General features: G+C 45.2%; 20 protein-coding genes and 1 riboswitch. Of the genes, 2 read left to right on the forward strand and 18 right to left on the reverse strand.

The features are described 5' to 3' along the window. Positions 1-411: 411 nt before the first annotated feature. The 15 genes from ACP8HG_RS14325 to ACP8HG_RS14395 all read right to left on the reverse strand — a co-directional run bounded on the left by ACP8HG_RS14325 (position 412) and on the right by ACP8HG_RS14395 (position 13,768). Positions 412-1,095, reverse strand: a complete 684-nt coding sequence (locus tag ACP8HG_RS14325; RefSeq protein WP_438296917.1) for an alpha-ribazole-5-phosphate synthase — start codon at positions 1,093-1,095, stop codon at positions 412-414. Then, on the reverse strand, positions 1,092-1,577 hold the full coding sequence (locus tag ACP8HG_RS14330) for an ECF transporter S component (RefSeq protein ID WP_438296919.1): 486 nt from the start codon (positions 1,575-1,577) through the stop codon (positions 1,092-1,094). Before ACP8HG_RS14330 ends, ACP8HG_RS14325 begins: the two co-directional genes overlap by 4 nt. Positions 1,578-1,580: 3 nt before the next feature. Continuing rightward, the gene (locus tag ACP8HG_RS14335; protein ID WP_067213203.1) at positions 1,581-2,162 is read right to left on the reverse strand and encodes a cob(I)yrinic acid a,c-diamide adenosyltransferase; all 582 of its coding nucleotides are present in this window, start codon (positions 2,160-2,162) and stop codon (positions 1,581-1,583) included. After that, complete coding sequence (locus ACP8HG_RS14340) at positions 2,159-2,581, reverse strand: bifunctional adenosylcobinamide kinase/adenosylcobinamide-phosphate guanylyltransferase (RefSeq protein ID WP_340740902.1); 423 nt, start codon at positions 2,579-2,581, stop codon at positions 2,159-2,161. Before ACP8HG_RS14340 ends, ACP8HG_RS14335 begins: the two co-directional genes overlap by 4 nt. Further along, on the reverse strand, positions 2,533-3,126 hold the full coding sequence (locus ACP8HG_RS14345) for a histidine phosphatase family protein (protein WP_187045939.1): 594 nt from the start codon (positions 3,124-3,126) through the stop codon (positions 2,533-2,535). The genes ACP8HG_RS14340 and ACP8HG_RS14345 overlap by 49 nt, the downstream gene beginning before the upstream one ends. Next, entirely contained in the window at positions 3,099-3,863 is a 765-nt protein-coding gene (gene cobS / locus ACP8HG_RS14350; protein WP_338654933.1) for an adenosylcobinamide-GDP ribazoletransferase, read from the reverse strand. Before cobS ends, ACP8HG_RS14345 begins: the two co-directional genes overlap by 28 nt. After that, entirely contained in the window at positions 3,860-4,696 is an 837-nt protein-coding gene (locus ACP8HG_RS14355) for a cobyric acid synthase (RefSeq protein WP_338654931.1), read from the reverse strand. Before ACP8HG_RS14355 ends, cobS begins: the two co-directional genes overlap by 4 nt. Then, on the reverse strand, positions 4,693-5,286 hold the full coding sequence (locus ACP8HG_RS14360; RefSeq protein WP_067213214.1) for a bifunctional adenosylcobinamide kinase/adenosylcobinamide-phosphate guanylyltransferase: 594 nt from the start codon (positions 5,284-5,286) through the stop codon (positions 4,693-4,695). Before ACP8HG_RS14360 ends, ACP8HG_RS14355 begins: the two co-directional genes overlap by 4 nt. Next, the gene (locus ACP8HG_RS14365) at positions 5,268-6,347 is read right to left on the reverse strand and encodes a pyridoxal phosphate-dependent aminotransferase (RefSeq protein WP_067213217.1); all 1,080 of its coding nucleotides are present in this window, start codon (positions 6,345-6,347) and stop codon (positions 5,268-5,270) included. Before ACP8HG_RS14365 ends, ACP8HG_RS14360 begins: the two co-directional genes overlap by 19 nt. Continuing rightward, the gene (cbiB, locus tag ACP8HG_RS14370) at positions 6,334-7,290 is read right to left on the reverse strand and encodes an adenosylcobinamide-phosphate synthase CbiB (protein ID WP_067214078.1); all 957 of its coding nucleotides are present in this window, start codon (positions 7,288-7,290) and stop codon (positions 6,334-6,336) included. Before cbiB ends, ACP8HG_RS14365 begins: the two co-directional genes overlap by 14 nt. Continuing rightward, a complete protein-coding gene (locus ACP8HG_RS14375) occupies positions 7,290-8,762 on the reverse strand; it encodes an adenosylcobinamide amidohydrolase (RefSeq protein ID WP_067213220.1) in 1,473 nt (490 codons plus the stop codon). Before ACP8HG_RS14375 ends, cbiB begins: the two co-directional genes overlap by 1 nt. 1 nt (position 8,763) lies before the next feature. Further along, complete coding sequence (locus tag ACP8HG_RS14380) at positions 8,764-9,759, reverse strand: FecCD family ABC transporter permease (protein ID WP_338654927.1); 996 nt, start codon at positions 9,757-9,759, stop codon at positions 8,764-8,766. Beyond that, a complete protein-coding gene (locus ACP8HG_RS14385) occupies positions 9,752-10,717 on the reverse strand; it encodes an ABC transporter substrate-binding protein (protein WP_438296924.1) in 966 nt (321 codons plus the stop codon). The genes ACP8HG_RS14380 and ACP8HG_RS14385 overlap by 8 nt, the downstream gene beginning before the upstream one ends. A gap of 119 nt (positions 10,718-10,836) precedes the next feature. Beyond that, positions 10,837-11,021: riboswitch (cobalamin riboswitch) on the reverse strand. 639 nt (positions 11,022-11,660) lie between these two features. Then, positions 11,661-13,328 (reverse strand): arginine--tRNA ligase, encoded by a 1,668-nt coding sequence (gene argS / locus ACP8HG_RS14390; protein WP_438296926.1) that lies wholly within the window; start codon positions 13,326-13,328, stop codon positions 11,661-11,663. Then, the gene (locus tag ACP8HG_RS14395) at positions 13,325-13,768 is read right to left on the reverse strand and encodes a DUF1934 domain-containing protein (protein WP_438296928.1); all 444 of its coding nucleotides are present in this window, start codon (positions 13,766-13,768) and stop codon (positions 13,325-13,327) included. The genes argS and ACP8HG_RS14395 overlap by 4 nt, the downstream gene beginning before the upstream one ends. A 159-nt stretch (positions 13,769-13,927) precedes the next feature. On the opposite strand from ACP8HG_RS14395, the gene ACP8HG_RS14400 reads away from it, so the two are divergent. Beyond that, positions 13,928-15,985: a transglycosylase domain-containing protein gene (locus ACP8HG_RS14400; RefSeq protein ID WP_438296930.1), complete on the forward strand. Its 2,058-nt coding sequence runs from the start codon at positions 13,928-13,930 to the stop codon at positions 15,983-15,985. Positions 15,986-16,609: 624 nt separating this feature from the next. On the opposite strand, the gene ACP8HG_RS14405 is transcribed toward ACP8HG_RS14400, so the two are convergent. Next, positions 16,610-17,140 (reverse strand): YwhD family protein, encoded by a 531-nt coding sequence (locus ACP8HG_RS14405; RefSeq protein ID WP_067213234.1) that lies wholly within the window; start codon positions 17,138-17,140, stop codon positions 16,610-16,612. A 68-nt stretch (positions 17,141-17,208) separates the two neighbouring features. Between ACP8HG_RS14405 and ACP8HG_RS14410 the strand changes: the two genes are divergently transcribed. Beyond that, complete coding sequence (locus ACP8HG_RS14410; RefSeq protein WP_067213235.1) at positions 17,209-17,394, forward strand: 2-hydroxymuconate tautomerase; 186 nt, start codon at positions 17,209-17,211, stop codon at positions 17,392-17,394. Positions 17,395-17,664: 270 nt separating this feature from the next. On the opposite strand, the gene ACP8HG_RS14415 is transcribed toward ACP8HG_RS14410, so the two are convergent. Next, on the reverse strand, positions 17,665-18,171 hold the full coding sequence (locus ACP8HG_RS14415) for a YwgA family protein (protein ID WP_067213238.1): 507 nt from the start codon (positions 18,169-18,171) through the stop codon (positions 17,665-17,667). A 12-nt stretch (positions 18,172-18,183) separates the two neighbouring features. After that, positions 18,184-19,482 (reverse strand): HD domain-containing protein, encoded by a 1,299-nt coding sequence (locus ACP8HG_RS14420; protein ID WP_067213241.1) that lies wholly within the window; start codon positions 19,480-19,482, stop codon positions 18,184-18,186. Positions 19,483-19,658 lie beyond the last annotated feature (176 nt).

A 19,658-nucleotide genomic window follows, 5' to 3' on the forward strand; every position in this document is an offset into this window, starting at 1 on the left:
TGAGCGTTCAGTCAACTAAAAGTTTTGATAGTTTTGAGATATTGGTGAAATTAGTGGGAGGGTTGGTGGAAGATATGATCGGGTGGCTGGTGGATATGATCGGCGCGGCGGTTATATGATCGGTGGCCAGCAGATTTGATCGGCAAGACGGTTATATGATCGAGTGCCAGCAGATTTGATCGGCAAGACGGTTATATGATCGGGTTGCCAGCGGATATGATCGGCAGGACAATTATATGATCGGTCAGCCTGCAGATTTGATCGGCGCGACGGTTATATGATCGGTGGCCAGCAGATTTGATCGGCAAGACGGTTATATGATCGGATGCCAGCAGATTTGATCGGCAGGAGGTTTATATGATCGGTCTCACTTTTTAAAGTTAGAAAAAACCTGCAAAAACAATGCAGGTTTTAAGTAATCATCATTAGTATATTCAAATGGACACCGAAAAGTGCTTTAGCTTCCTCGATTTTCATTTCAGGAATGGCTAGGAGAACCACTGTCGACGGACCCGCTGATTTCATCGAATCCAGCGCGGTTTCGACGCGCGCTTCCTTAATTCCAGTCAGCAAACGGACCTCTTGTAAAATCCCGCTTGAGCCAACTGGCCAGATTTGATGGACGATTCCACTTTTCATTGCCTCGTGAATTAGCCGGACGGACGCAATTTCATCTACGCGAGTTCGCACTTCATCTCCAACGAGGGGTGTGCCGTAAGTAAACCATACACTATTTTTCGGAGCTGGTGCCTCCATCTTTTTGCCGATGATTGTTACTGCCATCGCTGACTGAACAAGTTCCATATTGGTTTCTGAACTGCCATTGATAGGAGGAACTTCAAGCCCTGCCTCGTGGAATAAATCCGTCACGCCTATCACATAATTTTCCCAACTCGTGCTGCCGCTAAAATTATGGACGAGGATTGAAACAGGTTCTGCATGCGTCGCCCATTGTTCAAGCAATGCAACGCGGGCCGCAAAATACGCTGTGACGCGGTCCGGTACGTTAACAATATCCTGCAACTTTTCACCGATACCGCCTGAATTATCCGTTGTCACGATGAAACCGTTGCCGATATCAATGGCATTCCTCATCGAAGTGCCCCCATGCGACCATCCACCACATGCTGAAGTGACGGCAGAATGACCGCTGCAACAACTGCGTTAACGATTGTCGCAAGTAAGAGAAATGGAACTGCTCCGAGGAAAAATGCCGGTGAAATTAGGAAATAAAACGGCAGCGGTGCAATTAAACCGTTTGCCACTACGAAAAAAATCCACTTCGTTAGATTGCGTCCCGCTTTGTGTAGGCGGGCAAAGACGATAACGATGACGAACATTTCAAGTGCAACGAGCACATGAAATGGACCTAACAGAAACCCCGAATTCATAGCGGAGGCCATGTGCCCAAGCATCCCGACTATCCCCGAAAATACAGGTGGGAGAAAGGCTGCGGAAATGAGTGCTGGTACAGTATCAAGTGCCAATGAACCAATGCCGGATGGGATTTTGATTAATCCACCGATAACACAAAGGGCTACAAAAAAAGCCGCCAATGTGAGCCGTTTCAATTGCATTGATTAATCCTCCTTCTTCTTATCCGTTCTGAACACTTTCGCACTTCTCACATATTCATTATCAGGTACGTTAACCCGAGAATTGGCAATGCGCGCTGCAACAAAAAGATAATCGGAAAGCCTGTTCAAATAACGTTGTACTACTGCCGGTACATCTTCTTCTGCTTTTAAAAGTGTAACCGTCTGGCGTTCTGCGCGTCTCGCAACAGTTCGTGCAATATGAAGTGTTGCAGCAGCAGGCGATCCACCTGGTAAGATGAATTTCTCTAATGGCGGCGCTTCTTCCATTAGCACATCAATGCGTTGCTCAAGCACATCAACAGGTTCCTCAGACAATTTGTAATGACGTTCTTTCATAACGTTTGCAAGGTCGCCCCCACCATCAAATAATTCGTTTTGAATGGCTTCCAAATCTGTCAGCATATCCGCAAAAATTGCAGGATCGAGTTCCGTCATTGCTTTACCGACAAATGAATTCAATTCATCCATCGTGCCATATGCCTCAACGCGAAGGCTGTCTTTGTCGACGCGCCCCCCTATTAAACTTGTTTTCCCTTTATCCCCTGTGCGTGTGTAAATTTTCATTGTTGTTCTCCCCTTTTCTTCACTGTTTTTGCCAAGCCATACCAAATTCTTGTCACTTCATCCGCTTCCGCCAATAATTGCTGATAAAGCCGGCCGCAAGCATCGCGTAATTTTCGCTGGTCTGCATCGATAGGAACGATTCCCCGTCCAATATCGGTTAATATAAAAACTGTCTGACGGTCCTTGGCGATGCAACTCATTACATATTCAATGGCCGCTTGTTCCGATAAATTCGTTTCCGCAAGCCACTTCTCGACTCCAGCTATGACAGTCGTCTGAATGGTTTCCCTATCCACTATGAAACTATCTCCCAGACAATTTCCTTCTACCCAGTGTACGTTTTCTTGCCCTTGCTCGGTCAGCCATTTTCTTACGTATTCTCGTTTGCCGTTATGGGCACCGCCGATATAGACGTGCATGACTCCCCCTCCTCGAATGCTTTGTCGCTTTCCCATTCAAATCGGTAACCCGTTCCGTGCGGGATGTCCCACGACCAAAAACCTTTATCTTCAGATGAAAACTTCGTCAAGACTACGCGAATAGGTCCCCCATGTGTCACGACAACCGCCTTGTTCGGCAATTGTTTCACTGCAGCCACTACACGCCTTTCTAGATCTGTTAAACTTTCACCATTTAATGGTGCGAATTCATATGGATCATCAATCCATTTGCGATAGTCCTTATTCTTTTCAAGTTCCGCATATGTTTTCCCTTCAAACTCACCAAAATTACATTCGCGCCAACTGGCAGCTGTTTCAATAGACGCATCTGGGAAATAGCGAACGGCACTTTGTTTTGCACGACGAAGATCACTGCTGTAAACGTGTATCGGGGCTTCGGGTAGACGCCAATTCAAATTAGCCGAATCTAAAATCGGTTCATCTGTCCAGCCAATATATTTCCGTTCTTTATTGCCCAAAGTAGGAAGATGTCGGATTAGATAAAGCACAAAACGGCTAGCCATAACAATACCTCCATTCCTTCAATGAATGCACCACATAGGTCGCCGGTGACGCCTCCAAAATGCTTCAATGACCAGTTACGAAACGTGAAGAATGCGATTCCAATTACAACCGCTATCACAATTGGAATTAGTACACTTGTCAACATAAACCCTAGCGCGAATAAAGTCATTGCACTACTTACTAGCGTCCAGCTAATTAGTATATTTATTGAAATCATTTCTTTGAAAAAGTGTGCGATTCCTTTATCTTTTGCAAGACGTACCGTGGAGAAATATAGGTTCATAGTGGCTCTTGCTAGGAAAGGAATCGCTATAAACACCGCAATATTCCCTGAACCACGCATCAGTATTTCATTGAACACAGCGATTTTCACGATGATCAATAAAACAAGCGCCATCGTTCCAAATGCACCAAGTCGCGGATCCTCTAGAATTTCGAGTCGTTTTTCGCGATCTTTGTATGAAAAGAATGCATCGCCCGTATCCGCCCAGCCATCCAGGTGCAAACCGCCGGTCAGTATGATAGCCGTCAATACGATAAAAACCGATGCAAGAAATGTTCCAACATGTAAATAATTCACTAGAAGTTCCGACACTCCGTACATCGCGAGCCCAATTGCCGCTCCAACGAAAGGTAGAGCCACATACATTGCTGTCACTTCTCTTCGTCCGAGTGGCAATTCTTTTCGAACGGGGATTGCCGTGAAAAATTGCATGGCTAGCAGTAATCCGTTCATTCCATCTCTCCGGGTTGTGACAAAATTTCTTTGATAAGCGGCCAGTTGAGATGCGCTTTAACATGTTTTGCCCATGCATCATAGACGTCGATTCCCGCCGGTGCTTTCATTACCGGTCGATCCATATCTTCCTCTTCGATGCCATGATCGATTTTATACGGGATAACACCTGCCACTGGAACTCCAGTGTAGGATTCTATAAATTCAATCCCTTCTTGGAATAAAGAAACGTCACCGTGGAATTTATTGATAATAATAGCTTTGACACGTTTTCGATGCTCAGTTGGTAATAGTTGTAGCGTCCCGACGATTGATGCGATAGCACCTCCGCGATCAATATCTGCCACCAAAATAGCAGGTACATCCGCAATTTCTGCCACCCGCATATTCACAATTTCCCTGTCGTTGAGATTCACTTCTGCAGGACTACCCGCACCTTCAATAATGACCGTTTCGTACGTTGCTGCCAGTTTGGCAAGTGAGTTTTTAATCGCCTCAATTCCACGCGTGAAGAACTGTTCGCGATACGCCATTCCAGCAATTGGACCAAATTTCTCTCCGAAAAAAAATACTTCCGATTTCATGTCCGCAACTGGTTTCAGCAAAATCGGATTCATATAAATCGATGGCTTCGTTCTAGCAGCCTGTGCTTGAATGAATTGTGCACGGCTCATTTCTTCGCCATTTTCCGTTATCGCTGAAAAACGAGACATGTTTTGCGATTTGAAGGGTGTTACCCGCACGCCTTCGTCCGATAAAATGCGGCACAACGCTGTACAAATCATCGTTTTTCCAGAGTCTGATGCTGTTCCTAAAACAATTAGTCCATTCACTGCGTCATCTCCTGTCGTTCATTCTTCCATATGAGTGGGATTCCGTAATCCATTTCAATTGCTGTATCTGCTTTTGAGACAAGCGCTTGGTGAATACGGCCAATCCATTTACTGTAGAATTCCGTTTCAGCATATTCTGATGGCAGTTCGTCTAGGACTTCATTCGAAACAATAACGAGATGGGCGGCTTGCGACACTAGTGTGTCAATCGTTGTGTACAACTGTGTTTCCTTGCGCTCCATACAACCCGCTTGTCCAATACAAGGTTTTCCTGACTCCCAACCTGTGTATAACTCATTTGCTAACCATGTCGTCAGGCAATCCCATAACACGTAATCCCCCGGTTGAATGGAGGGCGATACCTTTTCCAGCTCGACTGGTTGTTCAAGGGTTGTCCAACTATGAGTGGAACGATCCGATTTGTGATGTTCAATACGCGCCTGCATTTCTGAGTCCGTTGCGACGCCGGAGGCAATGTAAACTAGCCGGGCCGCATTTTTCTGCGCTTCATGAACAAGCAGCTTTTCTGCATAGGAGCTTTTCCCGCTTCTAACGCCGCCACTTATGAACGTCAGTTTTCCGCGAACCATTGCAACAGCTCCTCCTTCAGGATGTTCATGGACGCATCGTTTTTCATGCCAATCCGCAACCATCTGCCATCCATGCCGCGGAAATTTTGTGAATGGCGGAGGACGATTCCACGTGTGAGCATATCTTTATACAACTTATTCGAATCACGGCCAGAACTAAGTGTGAATGAAATAAAATTCGTCACTGAATTCGTAACGTTGCACGCATTGTCTGTTAAAAACCGTATCATTTTTTCCCGTTCACGATTACTATACTGAATTGCCTGTTCGCGGTATTGCTCTTCCTGTAAGCACACCGCCCCGATTTGAGCAGCTAAACCATTCACATTCCAATGCGGCGCGAGTGCTTTTATCCCCCTAATTATCGACGGATTTGCCGCGATATACCCGAGTCGTATTCCCGGAATGGCGTACATTTTCGTCATAGAGCGAACGACGATGACGTGCGGATTATTTTTTAATTCTGCAATGAAAGACAGTGATTCATCAACAAAATCGATAAAAGCCTCGTCTAATACGACTTCACAACCTACTTCAGCACCATGCCTAATAATTACGTTCAAATCCGTGCGTTCAGGCATGATTCCAGTTGGATTATTTGGTGTGCAAAGGTACAGAACTGATGCTGAAGTCATGGCCTCAAGGATAGCTTCCAACGGCAATTTAAAGCCGTCACTTTCCGATGCAATAACGCGAACAATCTCCACATCCTTCGCCAAGAGAGTCGCTTCGTATTCGGAAAATGTCGGGTGCACGACAATCGCTCGCTTTGCGCGATAACGCTCTGCCAAAAGTGCAAGCAGTTCTGCCGCCCCGTTCCCCGCGAATAAATAATCGGTCGAAATGCCATGGTAATCAGCCGCCGCTGACAGAAACGGCTCCCCTTCTGGATTTGGATAAGCCGTAAGCAAATCTCGTAAACTTGGCCACATCTTGGTAATTGAATCAGGAGGCCCCGCAGGATTGACATTTTCACTGAAATCCAATAACCGTATTGGCTGTTCAATGCCCAGTGTTGCGTAAAGGTTTTGCGGATTTGCGCCATGTTCAGGCAACTGCATATAAAGCCACTCCAATCACCGTCATTACTAGCCAGAAAATAAACACTATGATATGCATCTGTGTAATGGTTTGTTTAATATGTATTGCGGTTAGCGGGGTGTTGCCTGGTCCAAGCTCAGGTCGCTTCGATACGATTCCGCGGTATGTACTTGTTCCGCCAAGCGTAACGCCAAGTTGCCAAGCCGTCGCTGCCTCCAAAAATCCGCTGTTTGGACTTGGATGTTTCCTTGCGTCTTTACTCCAGCCAGCAAAGCGTTTCCAAAAGGACAACTGACTTTTATTCGGCGCATATAAAATGATTAGAAAACCCGTCACACGTGCTGGTATGAAATTCAAAATGTCGTCCGCGCGTGCAGAAAATTTACCGAACTTCTCATATCGTTCGTCTTTATAACCAATCATCGAATCTAGTGTATTCACTGCTTTGTACATCCAAAGACCGGGTGCTCCCAGAAGGAATGCCCAAAATAATGGCGATGTAATGCCGTCCGCAATATTTTCTGACACAGTTTCAACTGTTCCACGTACGATGCCACTTTCTTTTAGTTTATCGGTATCGCGACCGACAATCCATGACAACTTCGTTCGTGCTGCAGGTAAATCCTGTGCAGCAAGCGGACGGTAAACGTCAAGTGCAGCGTCACGCAAACTTTTTTGTGCCAGCCCGACGGCGATCAGAATTGATTCCACACCAATACCTACATAGATATTGAATTGATAGGCAAAACCTACTAAAGCAAAAACGATACCTAACACAATCCCGACTGTGATGAAGAGTGTGGACGCCCCTTTTAATGTGCGGAACCGACCTTTATTCATAACACTAGTCAATTTGGCAATGAACGTCCCAATTAAGCGGACTGGATGCGGCCATTTCGGTGGATCCCCAATAATTCTGTCGAGCAGAAAACCAATTGCGATGGCGATAAAATGTGCAGGAATCAAGTTGTCCACCCTTTCGCCTTTTTGTAGGCACGGATTGCCCGTACAGTGCAGTCATAAACTCCGTGGCCAATCAGTTTTCCAAGCGGCGTAATCGGACCTGCATACGGCAGGAATTCTCCTTGTTGTGTTGCCGCGACTAGCAGGCTGTCCGTCGATGTACCTGTCGCAATTGTGCCTGTGAGCGGATCTGTTATGGATTCCATTTGAAGCGCTTTCGTTTTCGCTTCTGTTGCCGTTATCATTGCTTGGATAAATGCTTCATCAGGTAGCTGGCCATTGACGATAACCCATGTATTGATTGTACCGACACGAGGTTTCTGATCACGCGTGAGTGCTTGCGAGACATCGACAGCATTACCAACGCCAGCTGTTACCGCAATCAGAATCGTTCCGAAATCCCCTGTGTATTCCTCGACTTCGGCATGCTCCGTCATGACCGCGGTCATCATACCGACCGTATCCGTCAGATGAAAACCTTGCTGTTCAAGATAGGAAGTATTTTCAGCTTTGACGTCGTCTACATTGTAATCAGCATCAACATGACGATTGACAAACGACCGATACCAGCCTGTTCCAGCATTATGAACGGCGGAGGAAATGGTTTTCAACGGATATTTTGTTCGTAATGCAACAAAGTCCGATGCTATCGAAAAGTCCTCTTTTACAACGGCGAAAGGCTTAATTTCCTCTTTGGTATCCGGCAGCAGTGTAATTTGAGGTTTTGGCAATTCAGGATGGGGCTGTGTTTTTATTCGCGCACCGTAAACAGATTCGATTGCCTCTTCCATCACTACGTCTTGTGGCACACCTATTCTGGCAATCCGCCCTTTATCCATCAAGAGAAGTCGATCGCAGTATAAAGAAGCCAAATTGATATCGTGAAACACCGAAATAACTGTGAGTCCTTTGTCAATTGCCTGTTGACGAATCGTATCGAGTAATTGTTGTTGGTGAGCGATGTCCAAGTGATTCGTTGGCTCATCGAGTAATAAAATCGGCGCCTCCTGTGCGAGTGCCTGTGCGACGAAAACGCGTTGCTGTTCGCCACCTGATAGCAGTTCGATCGAGTTTTCAGCATAGCGTGTGATGGACATACTGGTTATGGCATCGGTCACGGCGCGCTCGTCTTCATCTGACCATGAGGAAAATAGTCCTGATTGGTGCGGATAGCGACCGAGTTCAACCGTTTCTCGAACAGTGTGGGAAAATGCATGTGCATGGAGTTGTGGCAAGACGGCTACTTTTTTGGCAAATTCTTTTTGTGAATAAGTAGAAGCGTCTTGCCCGTCAATTGTGACGGAACCCGTTTCCTTCGGGAGAATGCCTGAAATAATTTTCAAAAGTGTGGATTTACCACTGCCATTGGGTCCAATTATGCCGAGTACTTCGCCTTTATTGACATTGAATGTCACTGCTTTCACGATGGATTCTTTGCCATAACCACCGGAAATATTTTCGACTTTTAACATTTCACATGCCTCCTTTCCTCCGTTGTTTATAGAAGATAAATGCAAATACGGGTGCACCGATAAACGCTGTGATGACACCGACCGGAAGTTCTGTCGGCGAAATGATTGTCCGGGCAATTAAGTCGCAAATGATGAGCAACGTTGCACCGTTCATGAACGATAATGTCAGGAGATGGCGATGATCAGATCCCCAAAGAAGCCGCGTCATATGCGGAACGACTAGACCAACAAAGCCAATTGTGCCGGACACCGCGACTGCCGAACCTGTCAGGATGGATCCACCAATCAGAATGGCAAACTTACGGCGTTTGACGTTGACACCTAAATGATGCGCTCGTTCTTCTCCAAATAACATCGCATTTAATTCGCGGCGATTCAGCCACAGCATGAATGAACCTACGACGACGAATGGCAAAATCATCGTAATATAATTCCATCCCCGCATTGATACACTGCCGAGTAGCCAACCAATAATTTGACGCAACTCTTCCCCTGTGAGCGCTATCATAAGTGATAGTACAGAACCGAGGAACGAACCGAAAATGATTCCAGTCAAAATAATTGTTTCCATTTTCATCGCTCGGTCAACGAGGCGTGCAAATCCAAGAACGAGGAACATTGTTAATGCAGCACCAACCATACTGAATATAGGAAGCGTATAAGTGCCTAAAAACGGGATAGAAATACCAAAAAAGAGCGTCATAACAGCACCGACCGAGGCGCCGGATGACACTCCGAGGGTGTATGGATCAGCGAGCGGATTTTTCAGCAACCCTTGGAAAGCAGCTCCCGAAATCGCGAGCGATGCGCCGACAAGTCCGGCAAGCACGACACGCGGCATACGAATCTTCCACAAAATATTGGTAGCTGTTGCATCCGCCTCCGCATTCCATAACGTACTAATCGGTATTTTCACAGACCCGATTGACACACCGAGCCACACCGCCACAACGAGTGCGGCGGCGGAAACGATGTAGGCAACGCTGGATTTACTCACCGAAAGCCTCAGGGTAGATGGCTTTTGCTATTTCTTCAAGCCCTTCAGCAAGACGTGGGCCTGTACGGCTCGTGATATTCTCTTTAACTTGAACAACAGCTTTTTCTTTAATTGCCGTAATCGTATCGAAACCTGGGCGTGCATAAACGTCTGCAACTGCCGTTTCGATATAATCATACAACACGATAATTACATCCGGATTACGGTTAATAATTTCTTCCGGAGCTATCATAAACCAGTCTTCCTGATCAGCAGCAATATTTTCAGCACCAATCATTTCTAGCATTTGATCCATAAATGTATTTTTTCCTGGTGTGTAAATGTTTGGCTCAGGTGATGTTTCAACAAAAACTGTTTTTTTATTGTCGACTGTTACTAATTTCGCCAATACTTCTTCTACTTTTACTTTCATGTCCGTAATGATTTTTTTTGCTTCTACTGTTTTACCAGTCGCTTGACCGATTGTTTCAATCGTTGTGTACGTTTCTTCGAAACTCACTGCATTTTTTACAACAAAGACTGGGATTCCTGCATCGCGGATTTGTTGCAGTCCTTCTTTGCCTGTTCCAAGTCCTGATTCATGTGCAAAAACAATTTCAGGGTTCATGGAAACGATTTTTTCGACGTTGAAATCCTGGCCGCCGATTTTCTCTTTTTTAAGTGCTTCTGCTGGATAATCATCGTAGTCATTGACGCCGACAATCGCATCCCCAAGACCTAGTTCAAACAATATTTCCGTGTTGCTTGGCACCATAGAAACGATTGTTGCCGGTGCAGTTTCCAGGGTAATTTCATTGCCAACCGAGTCCGTTAACGTAAGCGGGAATTCAGCTTTAACCACTTCCGCTTCCGGTGTTCCATCTACTTTCGGCTTATCTGGTGTAGTAGCTGTTCCACATGCTGCGAGCAAGAATACTGCCAAAAATGCCGTTAATCCTAATTGCCAAATCTTTTTCATGTTGTTTTCCTCCTGTTTGTTCCAAATAAAAATCCCCCGTAATTGCTACGGAGGAATAAGCTGAGTAAAAATCTGGACGCACAGTGACGTCGATTTTCACTAATCCTATCCTCGTAGGGTACGTGTGATCCATAAAGGCAGGTCTCCTGGCTCGTGTTCAAGGCTTGCCGCGTCTTCCCGGAACTTTTTCCAGTGACACATTGCGACTAACTCACACTTACAGTGGCGGGACCGCGCCGGCATTGAACCGACTTCCCTTTTAACCCCGTTTTTAATGCGGGGCACCTTTATGTTTGGTATGTATTTTGTACAACTTTCAGTATACTACAAATTTTTATTGTGTCGATAGTGAGGGAGATTTGTAGATTTAGATATGTTGAATTAAAGAATCCCGTTGAATCTGTTGTGTCGCTCGATGATGAGAGAGTATTAATTCGGAATGTGGATTGTAGATCGCTTGGCGCTAGAGTGTACATTAATCGGAAGAGTTGTAGTTCGGCGTGTGGATTACAGATCGCTTGGCGCTTTGGGGATGCCTCTCGCCATGAGTTTGGACTGAGATTATAATGTGAGTACTATTTTATACTAATTTCATTGAAGAAAGACATACTACGAGCTACAGGTCTTTTCCCCGACAATGCAATGTGCATTCTATTATATAGACAATCCAGCGAAGGCACGCCTTCGTGGTAGCCGGAGCGATAAGACTGAAAGCGGTCTTCTTTCTGGCTTATCGCGGGAGGCATCCACAAAGCGTCGAAGCGATATTAGCAGGATTTCTAATTCATTCCAGGTAGTTGGACTTATTCAGCGGCCTTCCAAAAGCCCTTGTAAAAGAGCATGCATCGTATTCATTTGTTCAACATATATAGAGAGAATATCTGCATGTGAAAAACGCCACACTTGAGAGATAACAATCTCTCAAGTGTGGCGTTCAATTTTATTACATCTTTTCTGGTGCAGAAACACCAATCAGTTTCAATGCGTTGGCAATTGTTGTGCGTGTGATTGTAATTAGTGCTAGACGTGCTCCTGATAATTCGCGGTTGTCTGGATCTAACACTTTTTCTGCGTTATAGAAGCTATGGAATGTAGCCGCTAGTTCTTGGATATACGTTGCAACGCGGTGCGGTGAACGAATTCTCGCTGAATCACTGATTACTTGCGGGAAGTCTCCGATTTTTTTCAGTAATTCTAGCTCTTTTTCAGCTTGCAATAAAGAAACATTATCCACAGTTGCAGCCATGCCATTTTCATCAGCTTGACGCAAGATTGATGAAATCCGTGCATGCGCATATTGTGCATAGTACACAGGGTTTTCATTCGACTGAGAAATCGCTAGATCTAGGTCGAAGTCCATCTGCGAGTCACCTGAACGCATTGCGAAGAAGTAACGGACTGCGTCCAGACCAACTTCCTCAACTAGCTCACGCAAGGTTACAGCTTTCCCCGTACGTTTACTCATCTTGAACTTTTCACCGTCTTTATATAACTGAACCATTTGTACGACACTGACTTCGAGCGTGTCATTGCCGTAACCAAGCGCTTCGATTGCCGCTTTCATCCGTGGAATATAACCATGGTGATCTGCGCCCCAAATATTGATAAGTTTATCGAATCCGCGGAACAATTTATCCTCATGGTACGCGATATCCGGCGTTAAATACGTGTAAGTACCGTCGTTTTTAATTAACACACGATCTTTGTCATCACCGAAAGTTGTTGAACGGAACCATGTTGCGCCATCTTCTTCAAAGACATGGCCATTGGCACGTAATTTATCAAGAGCAACATCGATTTTGCCGTTTTCATACAATGAAGTTTCAGAGAACCAGACATCAAACGACACACGGAAATTCGCAAGGTCTGTTTTTAGCTTCTCTAATTCATGCTCCAGGCCATATTGGCGGAAGAATGCATAACGCTCTTCATCTGGCGTGTTGACGTATTTGTCGCCATATTCAGCTGCCAACATTTTACCGATATTAATAATGTCCGGTCCTTGGTAGCCGTCTTCAGGCATTTCTTTATCCAAGCCGAGTGCTTGGAAATAACGTGCTTCAACAGAATTGGCAAGGTTGTGCACTTGATTTCCTGCATCGTTAATGTAGTATTCACGTGCCACATCGTAGCCAGCGAAATCGAGAACGTTGGATAGAGAATCACCAAGAGAAGCTCCGCGTGCATGTCCAAGGTGAAGGTCACCTGTCGGATTAGCAGAAACAAATTCAACTTGGACTTTTTGTTTATTGCCAAAGTTTGAACGGCCGTAGTTCTCGCCTTGTTCAAGAACGGTCTTGACGATGCCGCCTAAGTAATCCGTTTTTAATTTTATATTGATGAAACCAGGACCTGCAATTTCAATCGATTCGATCGAAGTGCCATCCGTATTTAGTTTTTCAAGTATCGCTTCCGCAATTGCACGCGGCGGCTTTTTCGCTAACTTTGTCAGTTGCATAGCAATGTTCGTTGCATAATCGCCGTTGTCTTTGTTATTAGGCGTTTCAAGCATAATGTCCGGTATTGCCGTTTCTTCTGCCAAACCCGCATCAATTACAGCTTGACGAAGTGCCACTTTTACCTCTTGTTGAATCTGTTCTACCGCGTTCATATTGTTCCCTCCGTGTATGTAATAGTCAGTTCGTATGTTCCAAGAAGCGATCCTTCTGCATGCAAATCGTAATGCACATTGAAGCGTCCTCCGGAATTGTCTTCTTGCTCCTTGAAATCGAGCTTGTCCGTTTTGACAACTAAGTCAAACATCGCCGGTCCACTGCCGTACGTTCCTGGACGTTCACCAGCTGCAACAAATGGCAATCGCATCGTAACTGCACCGCGACGCATAATAAGTGCGTCTGTAGAATCCAATTTAACAATTGTTTGAATCGACTTTCCACTTTGTTGTTCTTCATATTTCAAATAAGATTTACCTGCTTTTTCAATCAGCAAACCTTTTGCATTCAATTCATGCTTCTCCTCGTCTTGGCCTGGATGGCGAATTGACGAATGGAGCTTAATCGTTACATATCGCCCTTTTTCCCACGATTCCATATACTCACTGTCCTTTTCATGAAAACATCTTCTTATTATATCCTTTTTACGGTCTACATTTCAATCTATCCGAGCAATGCATGTTTTTACGCATGTTCCGTTTAATCTGTTTCCATGCGTCCCATACTAGATGCAAAGATATGGACGGGACGGGATCGTATGCAACGGACAGTATATGTGAAACAGAAAAAAAGACGCTCGGCATTACGAAGGCTGTTGCTGCTATCCGTCACGATGATAATGGCGGTGCTGACCATCTTCCTATCGCTCAGGCTCTATGCTCAAATTACAGGCGCACCTTCTTTAAGCGTGCCAAAAGCTTCTGTCTTTCTTGATAAAGATGGCAAGCAAATTGGCGACCGGTTTTCTGCAGAACGACGGTACTGGGTAGACCTCGATGACATGTCACCGTTTCTAATCGATGCAGTCGTTGCGACAGAAGACAAGAATTTTTATAGCCACAACGGTTTTGATTATAGACGGATTGCAGGCGCTCTTTTGAAAGATGCGAAATCCGGGCGCAAAGTCGAAGGAGCCAGCACAATTACCATGCAATATGCGAAAAACTTGTATTTGACGTTTGAAAAGACATGGAAACGGAAAATCACTGAAGCACTTTATGCTTACCGAATGGAAATATTTTACGAAAAAGATGTCATCTTAGAAGGTTATTTGAATACTGTTTACTTCGGACATGGCATGTATGGTGTCGAGGCGGCAAGTAAGTTTTATTTCGGAAAGTCAGCAAAAGATCTGACGTTAGAGGAATCCGCCGTTATTACTGCCATCGCGAAAGGTCCTTCGGTTTATTCGCCTATTGAAAATCCCGAGAAATCGAGGGAACGAACATTGCTGGTATTGTCACTTATGGAGGCGCAAGGGTACATTACTGCGCGCCAAGAAGAACGGGCGACGAACGAACAAATTACGTTAAAAAACCGCGAATGGGCTGACTCTAAGCGCGTTGCCCCTTATTTTCTGGATGAAGTTTGGCGCGAGGCTGAAAAAGTACTTGTGGCGAAAGGACGCTATCCGGCTGAAGGTGGTTGGACAATCCGGACAACGCTGGATCCACTTCACCAACAAGCCGCCGAAGAAACGATCGCTAAATGGATGCCGGATAGCGGTTTACAAGTTGGGTTCATGTCGATAGAAACAGGAACGGGTGCAATCACATCGCTCATAGGTGGGATAAATTATACCGAAAGTCCGTTCAACCGGGCGACCCAAGCAAAGCGTCAGCCCGGCTCGGCGATGAAACCTATTTTGTATGCAGCTGCACTCGAAGATGGGTTCAGTCCACTGACATTTTTATCGACGGAAAAAACCATTTTCACTTATGATGAAGGCCGTTCAACGTATGAACCAAACAATGTGAACGGTAAATTTGCTGGCCACCCTATCTCGCTTGCGCAGGCACTGGCTATTTCTGATAATATTTACGCAGTGAAAACGCTTGAAGATATCGGTTATAAGAAATTCAGCAAAATGGCTGAACGTCTTGGCATTGACGGTGAATTCGAAGAATCTCCTGCAACCGCACTTGGCACTTCACTTGTCACACTTTCTGACATGACAAATGCCTATAACCGAGTTGCGTCAGGCGGTATCGAAACAGTCCCAACGACGATTCTATCCATATCAGATGCAGACGGAAAAACGGTCTATGAACATCCGAAGAAGAGCAAGAAACATGTCATCAGCGAACAGGATGCATTTGTTCTCACTCATCTGATGACTGGTATGTTCGATCCAGTGTTCAACGATTATTCTACTGCCACTGGTTTATCTATGCGCTCAAAACAGACGCGGCCCTATGCAGCAAAATCTGGAACGACGATTTCGGATCAATACTTAATTGGCTACACCCCTTCACTAACGGCGGGGATTTGGACCGGATATGATGTCGGAAAGCAACTGACCGACACGACGGATAAAGCGGCATCGAAAAAAATATGGATCGACTTCATGGAGACCGTAAATCGCGGTCTTCCACCCGAACCGTTCATCCCTCCGAATGGAGTCAATGGCGTCATCATTGACGTTGACACAGGTGGTATCGCTGTAAATGAATGCGAGAAACAACGGCTTGTTTATGTAAAAGAAAAGGATATGCCACAAAAGCTATGTACGGATAAAGTGCTACGAGAACAGCGCACAGTAGGCGAAACTGACGGGAAGAAGTTTGAACTATTTCCGTTTTCGTTTTTTGAGTGATTTTGGTGTTGAGGATATGATTGGTTGGTGTGGGATATGATCGGGTGGCGCTGGGTTATGATCGGTTTGCGCGGGATATGATCGGGCAGCACTGGGTTATGATCGGTTTGCGCGGGATATGATCGGGTGGCGCTGGTTATGATCGGTTCGCGCGGAATATGATCGGGCGGCACTGGTTATGATCGGTTCGCGTGGGATATGATTGGGTGGCACTGGTTATGATCGGTTTGCGCGGGATATGATCGGGCGGCACTGGTTATGATCGGGTCGAGTGGGATATGATCGGGCGGCGCTGGGTTATGATTGGTTTGCGCGGGATATGATCGGGCGGCACTGGTTATGATCGGGTCGCGCGGAATATGATCGGTCAGCACTCCCTAATTCATCAAAATCAAAAAAGCTTTCCTCTCCCGAATTAAATCGGGGAAGGAAAGCTTTTTTACCGTTCAAGGCGTCCTGCTAAATGGTGTATCGCGCTTGGGTTTGTTTGATACGTTATTCATCAGGGAGTGCACGATTCCGGTTGTCCTAGCTTACAATTGCAAGCTGTGATTTCAGTGTACTGCCTTTCAAGCTGACATTCAACCTCGGATTGAGAAGTATGCGGAATTTGTCACTTTTTGTTCACAACTCCGGCGAATCCACACTCAAATCAACATGCAGTTTTGGTTCGCTTCTGTCCCACATTTCCTTGTTATGAGCAGCAAGGAATTCAGCTAAAATCTGCTTTGATTTATCATCCATATGATCAACAATGATATTCCGTTTCATCGATTTATCCATCCGATTAACGTGATCGGCAAGCACTTTATACCCTCGGCGTTTTTCACGATTAACGACCATTTCACACGCTGTAACACCCGCATAATAAGGCCCTTGTTCGCGGAAATCGATTGTTACCCAGACAAGCCAATATGGTTTGCCACCTTCTGAATCTTCGCGGTTCAGCGTAAATTTGACACCGCGTTCTGTGTCACTTCTAGCATGCATCGCACCTATTTCAATACGCGCAACGCCTTCATTGACATCGATAATGACAGGTGACACGTTTTCAAGTGACAACGAACCAATCCCGTATCCGCCATGACCGTCAGTCGGATCGTCCTTTATAATTGTGAAACCCAATTTCTGTTTCGGTTTATTTTCATTTGTCATTTATTCGTCCCCTCCAAATCTGATACTATGTATACTATACCCAATATATACTGAGAGGGGGAAATGTAATGCCAATCGTAACTGTGAAAATGTTGGAAGGTCGTACAGATGAACAAAAACGTGCGCTGTGCGAAAGAGTGACAGAAGCTGTCGCTGAAACAACAGGTGCACCTGCTCAAAATGTTTCTGTCATCATTGAAGAAATGTCGAAAAACCATTATTCCATCGCTGGAAAACGTCCAAGCGATCAATAATTAATTTCCAAAAAGGCTGCCTCATGACGGAAAGTTTCCGACATGGGGCAGCCTTTTATTACTGTCCAGACTCCAAGCGTCAGCCCCTCGAGTCGCTTCTGTCCTAAAGATAAAGACAAAGAGCGTCTTTATTTTAGGCCATTCAGTAGGGAGGGATTGAACTGCATCCCTCCTACTTGTCGGGGCTTAACGACGCTTTCCGCTTGGGCCTTCAGGATGCAGGTCATGCAGCCTTTGCCGCAGGACGCGGCGAACTTAGGCTGCGTTCATTTACTGAACCGCGTACGTTTGAATTTCACTTATGAAGTCAAATGCAGCCGTCATCTCCTCCGCAGAGAAGTTCAGTTTATTTTTCACGATAAGGACTTTAGCGATTTGCTCGTCCTTGTCAAGATGATCAAAGTACAGCAACGTCGAAACGAGTTCAAGGAAACGGGAGCTCTTGACGTTCATGCTGTCGATGCAGGTCCCTAGCATTGCGTGGGCAGCGTCTGCCATTTCGAGGAAACCCGCCCCCTCGCCTGTCACTTGATAGCTATATTGGACGTACGATCCTTTGTCCGTACACTGCTCCGCCAGAAATCCCATTTCGCATAGTTCCTCAATACGCAACGTTAATTCTTCCGAGTAGGGTCCGTACATGTGAAGCTCATATTTTTCAGCGAATGGGAAATTCATCTTTTTCGCAATATAAATCATTTTTTGTAACTTTTTTCGTCCAGTGACTTCATTCGCCATTGAGATGAATTGCACAATTTTAGCGTGTTCTGATAACACCTTCCCTCACACCTACCCTTTCAGCATATCTAAAATTCGGCCATACAGCGGATTTTGTTCTTTTCCTGCTTCCAAAACATCTTCCGGGAAATAGATTTTATGGTCTGTTCGTCTTTTACCTGAAATCGCATCTACGACATCCGATGAACGCGATAATTCGCTTAAGTCCCCATTTCGCATTTGTAAGTATATCGGTAAGCGTTCGTTTTCTTCACCTGGACCGTAAAAGTCGTAAGGTAAATCTGACGACGAATCTGTAACCAGGTAATAAGCCGGATCAATTCCTGCTTCCTTGAATAACTGCTCGAGTTCACCGATTTTCCGGTATTCTGTTGCCGGATCAAATTCTGCGTACTGGAACAATCTTCTATTGATAAACCGATAGCAAAGGTCCGACAAGATTGCGTCGTCTTCCTTCATCCACATTTGGAAATAGGTTAATAAAATACTTTCATCAAGCGCAATATAGTCTTCAAGCAGAAATGTCTTATCAAAAAAAGAGCGGAAGTGGACAGGTTCTTGTTTAAAGATATACCCGCTTTCATGTAATTGCTTTGCACGATGTAAAATTTTGATCAAAATAACTTCAGCGCTACGTGACACTGGATGGAAATAGACTTGCCAGTACATCTGGTAACGGCTCATTATATAATCTTCCACTGCGTGCATACCGCTATATTTGATAACCGCCTGTTCTTCTGTAGGCCGCATGACACGCAGAATACGTTCCATATCGAAATGACCGTACGACACCCCTGTAAAATAAGCGTCACGCTGTAGATAATCCATCCGATCGGCATCAATTTGACTTGAAATCAGACTGACGACAAGCTTATCCGGATAGGTTTTCCCAATTATATCAGCCACTTTTTGTGGGAAATCAGGTGCCACACGACGAAGCACTGCATTTACTTCTGTGTCCCCTAACAAAATCGCTTGCGTAAATTGTTCATGATCGAGATCGAACACTTTTTCAAAGGCGTGCGAAAACGGACCGTGTCCTAGATCATGCAACAGCGCCGCACACATCGTTACTAGACGTTCCTCATTGTTCCATTCAGGCCTACCGCTGAAACCGTCGTCAATGATGCGTCTGACGATTTCATAGACACCGAGCGAATGGTGAAACCTACTATGCTCCGCCCCGTGAAATACGAGATACGTTGTGCCTAGTTGTTTGATCCGGCGAAGGCGCTGAAATTCACTTGTGCCAATAACGTCCCAAATCACTTTATCGCGCACGTGAATATAGCGATGCACAGGATCTTTGAAAACTTTTTCTTCGACCAGTTTTTCATCTTTGTATTCCATAGTGCACCTCCGTCAACTCATTCCCTTTAGTATAATCGTAAAAATGGTTCGTAGGAAGATGGAAAAAGGTTCATTTGAGTGAAAAAAAGATAGAATGCTTTTTTCATTATGAATAAAGTAACGAAATCCTGTCCACACTGACCGTAGAAAGAGACTATGAACATATGACTGGAGGC

The sequence above is a fragment of the Sporosarcina sp. FA15 genome (assembly GCF_051550195.1).
Classification (GTDB): domain Bacteria; phylum Bacillota; class Bacilli; order Bacillales_A; family Planococcaceae; genus Sporosarcina; species Sporosarcina psychrophila.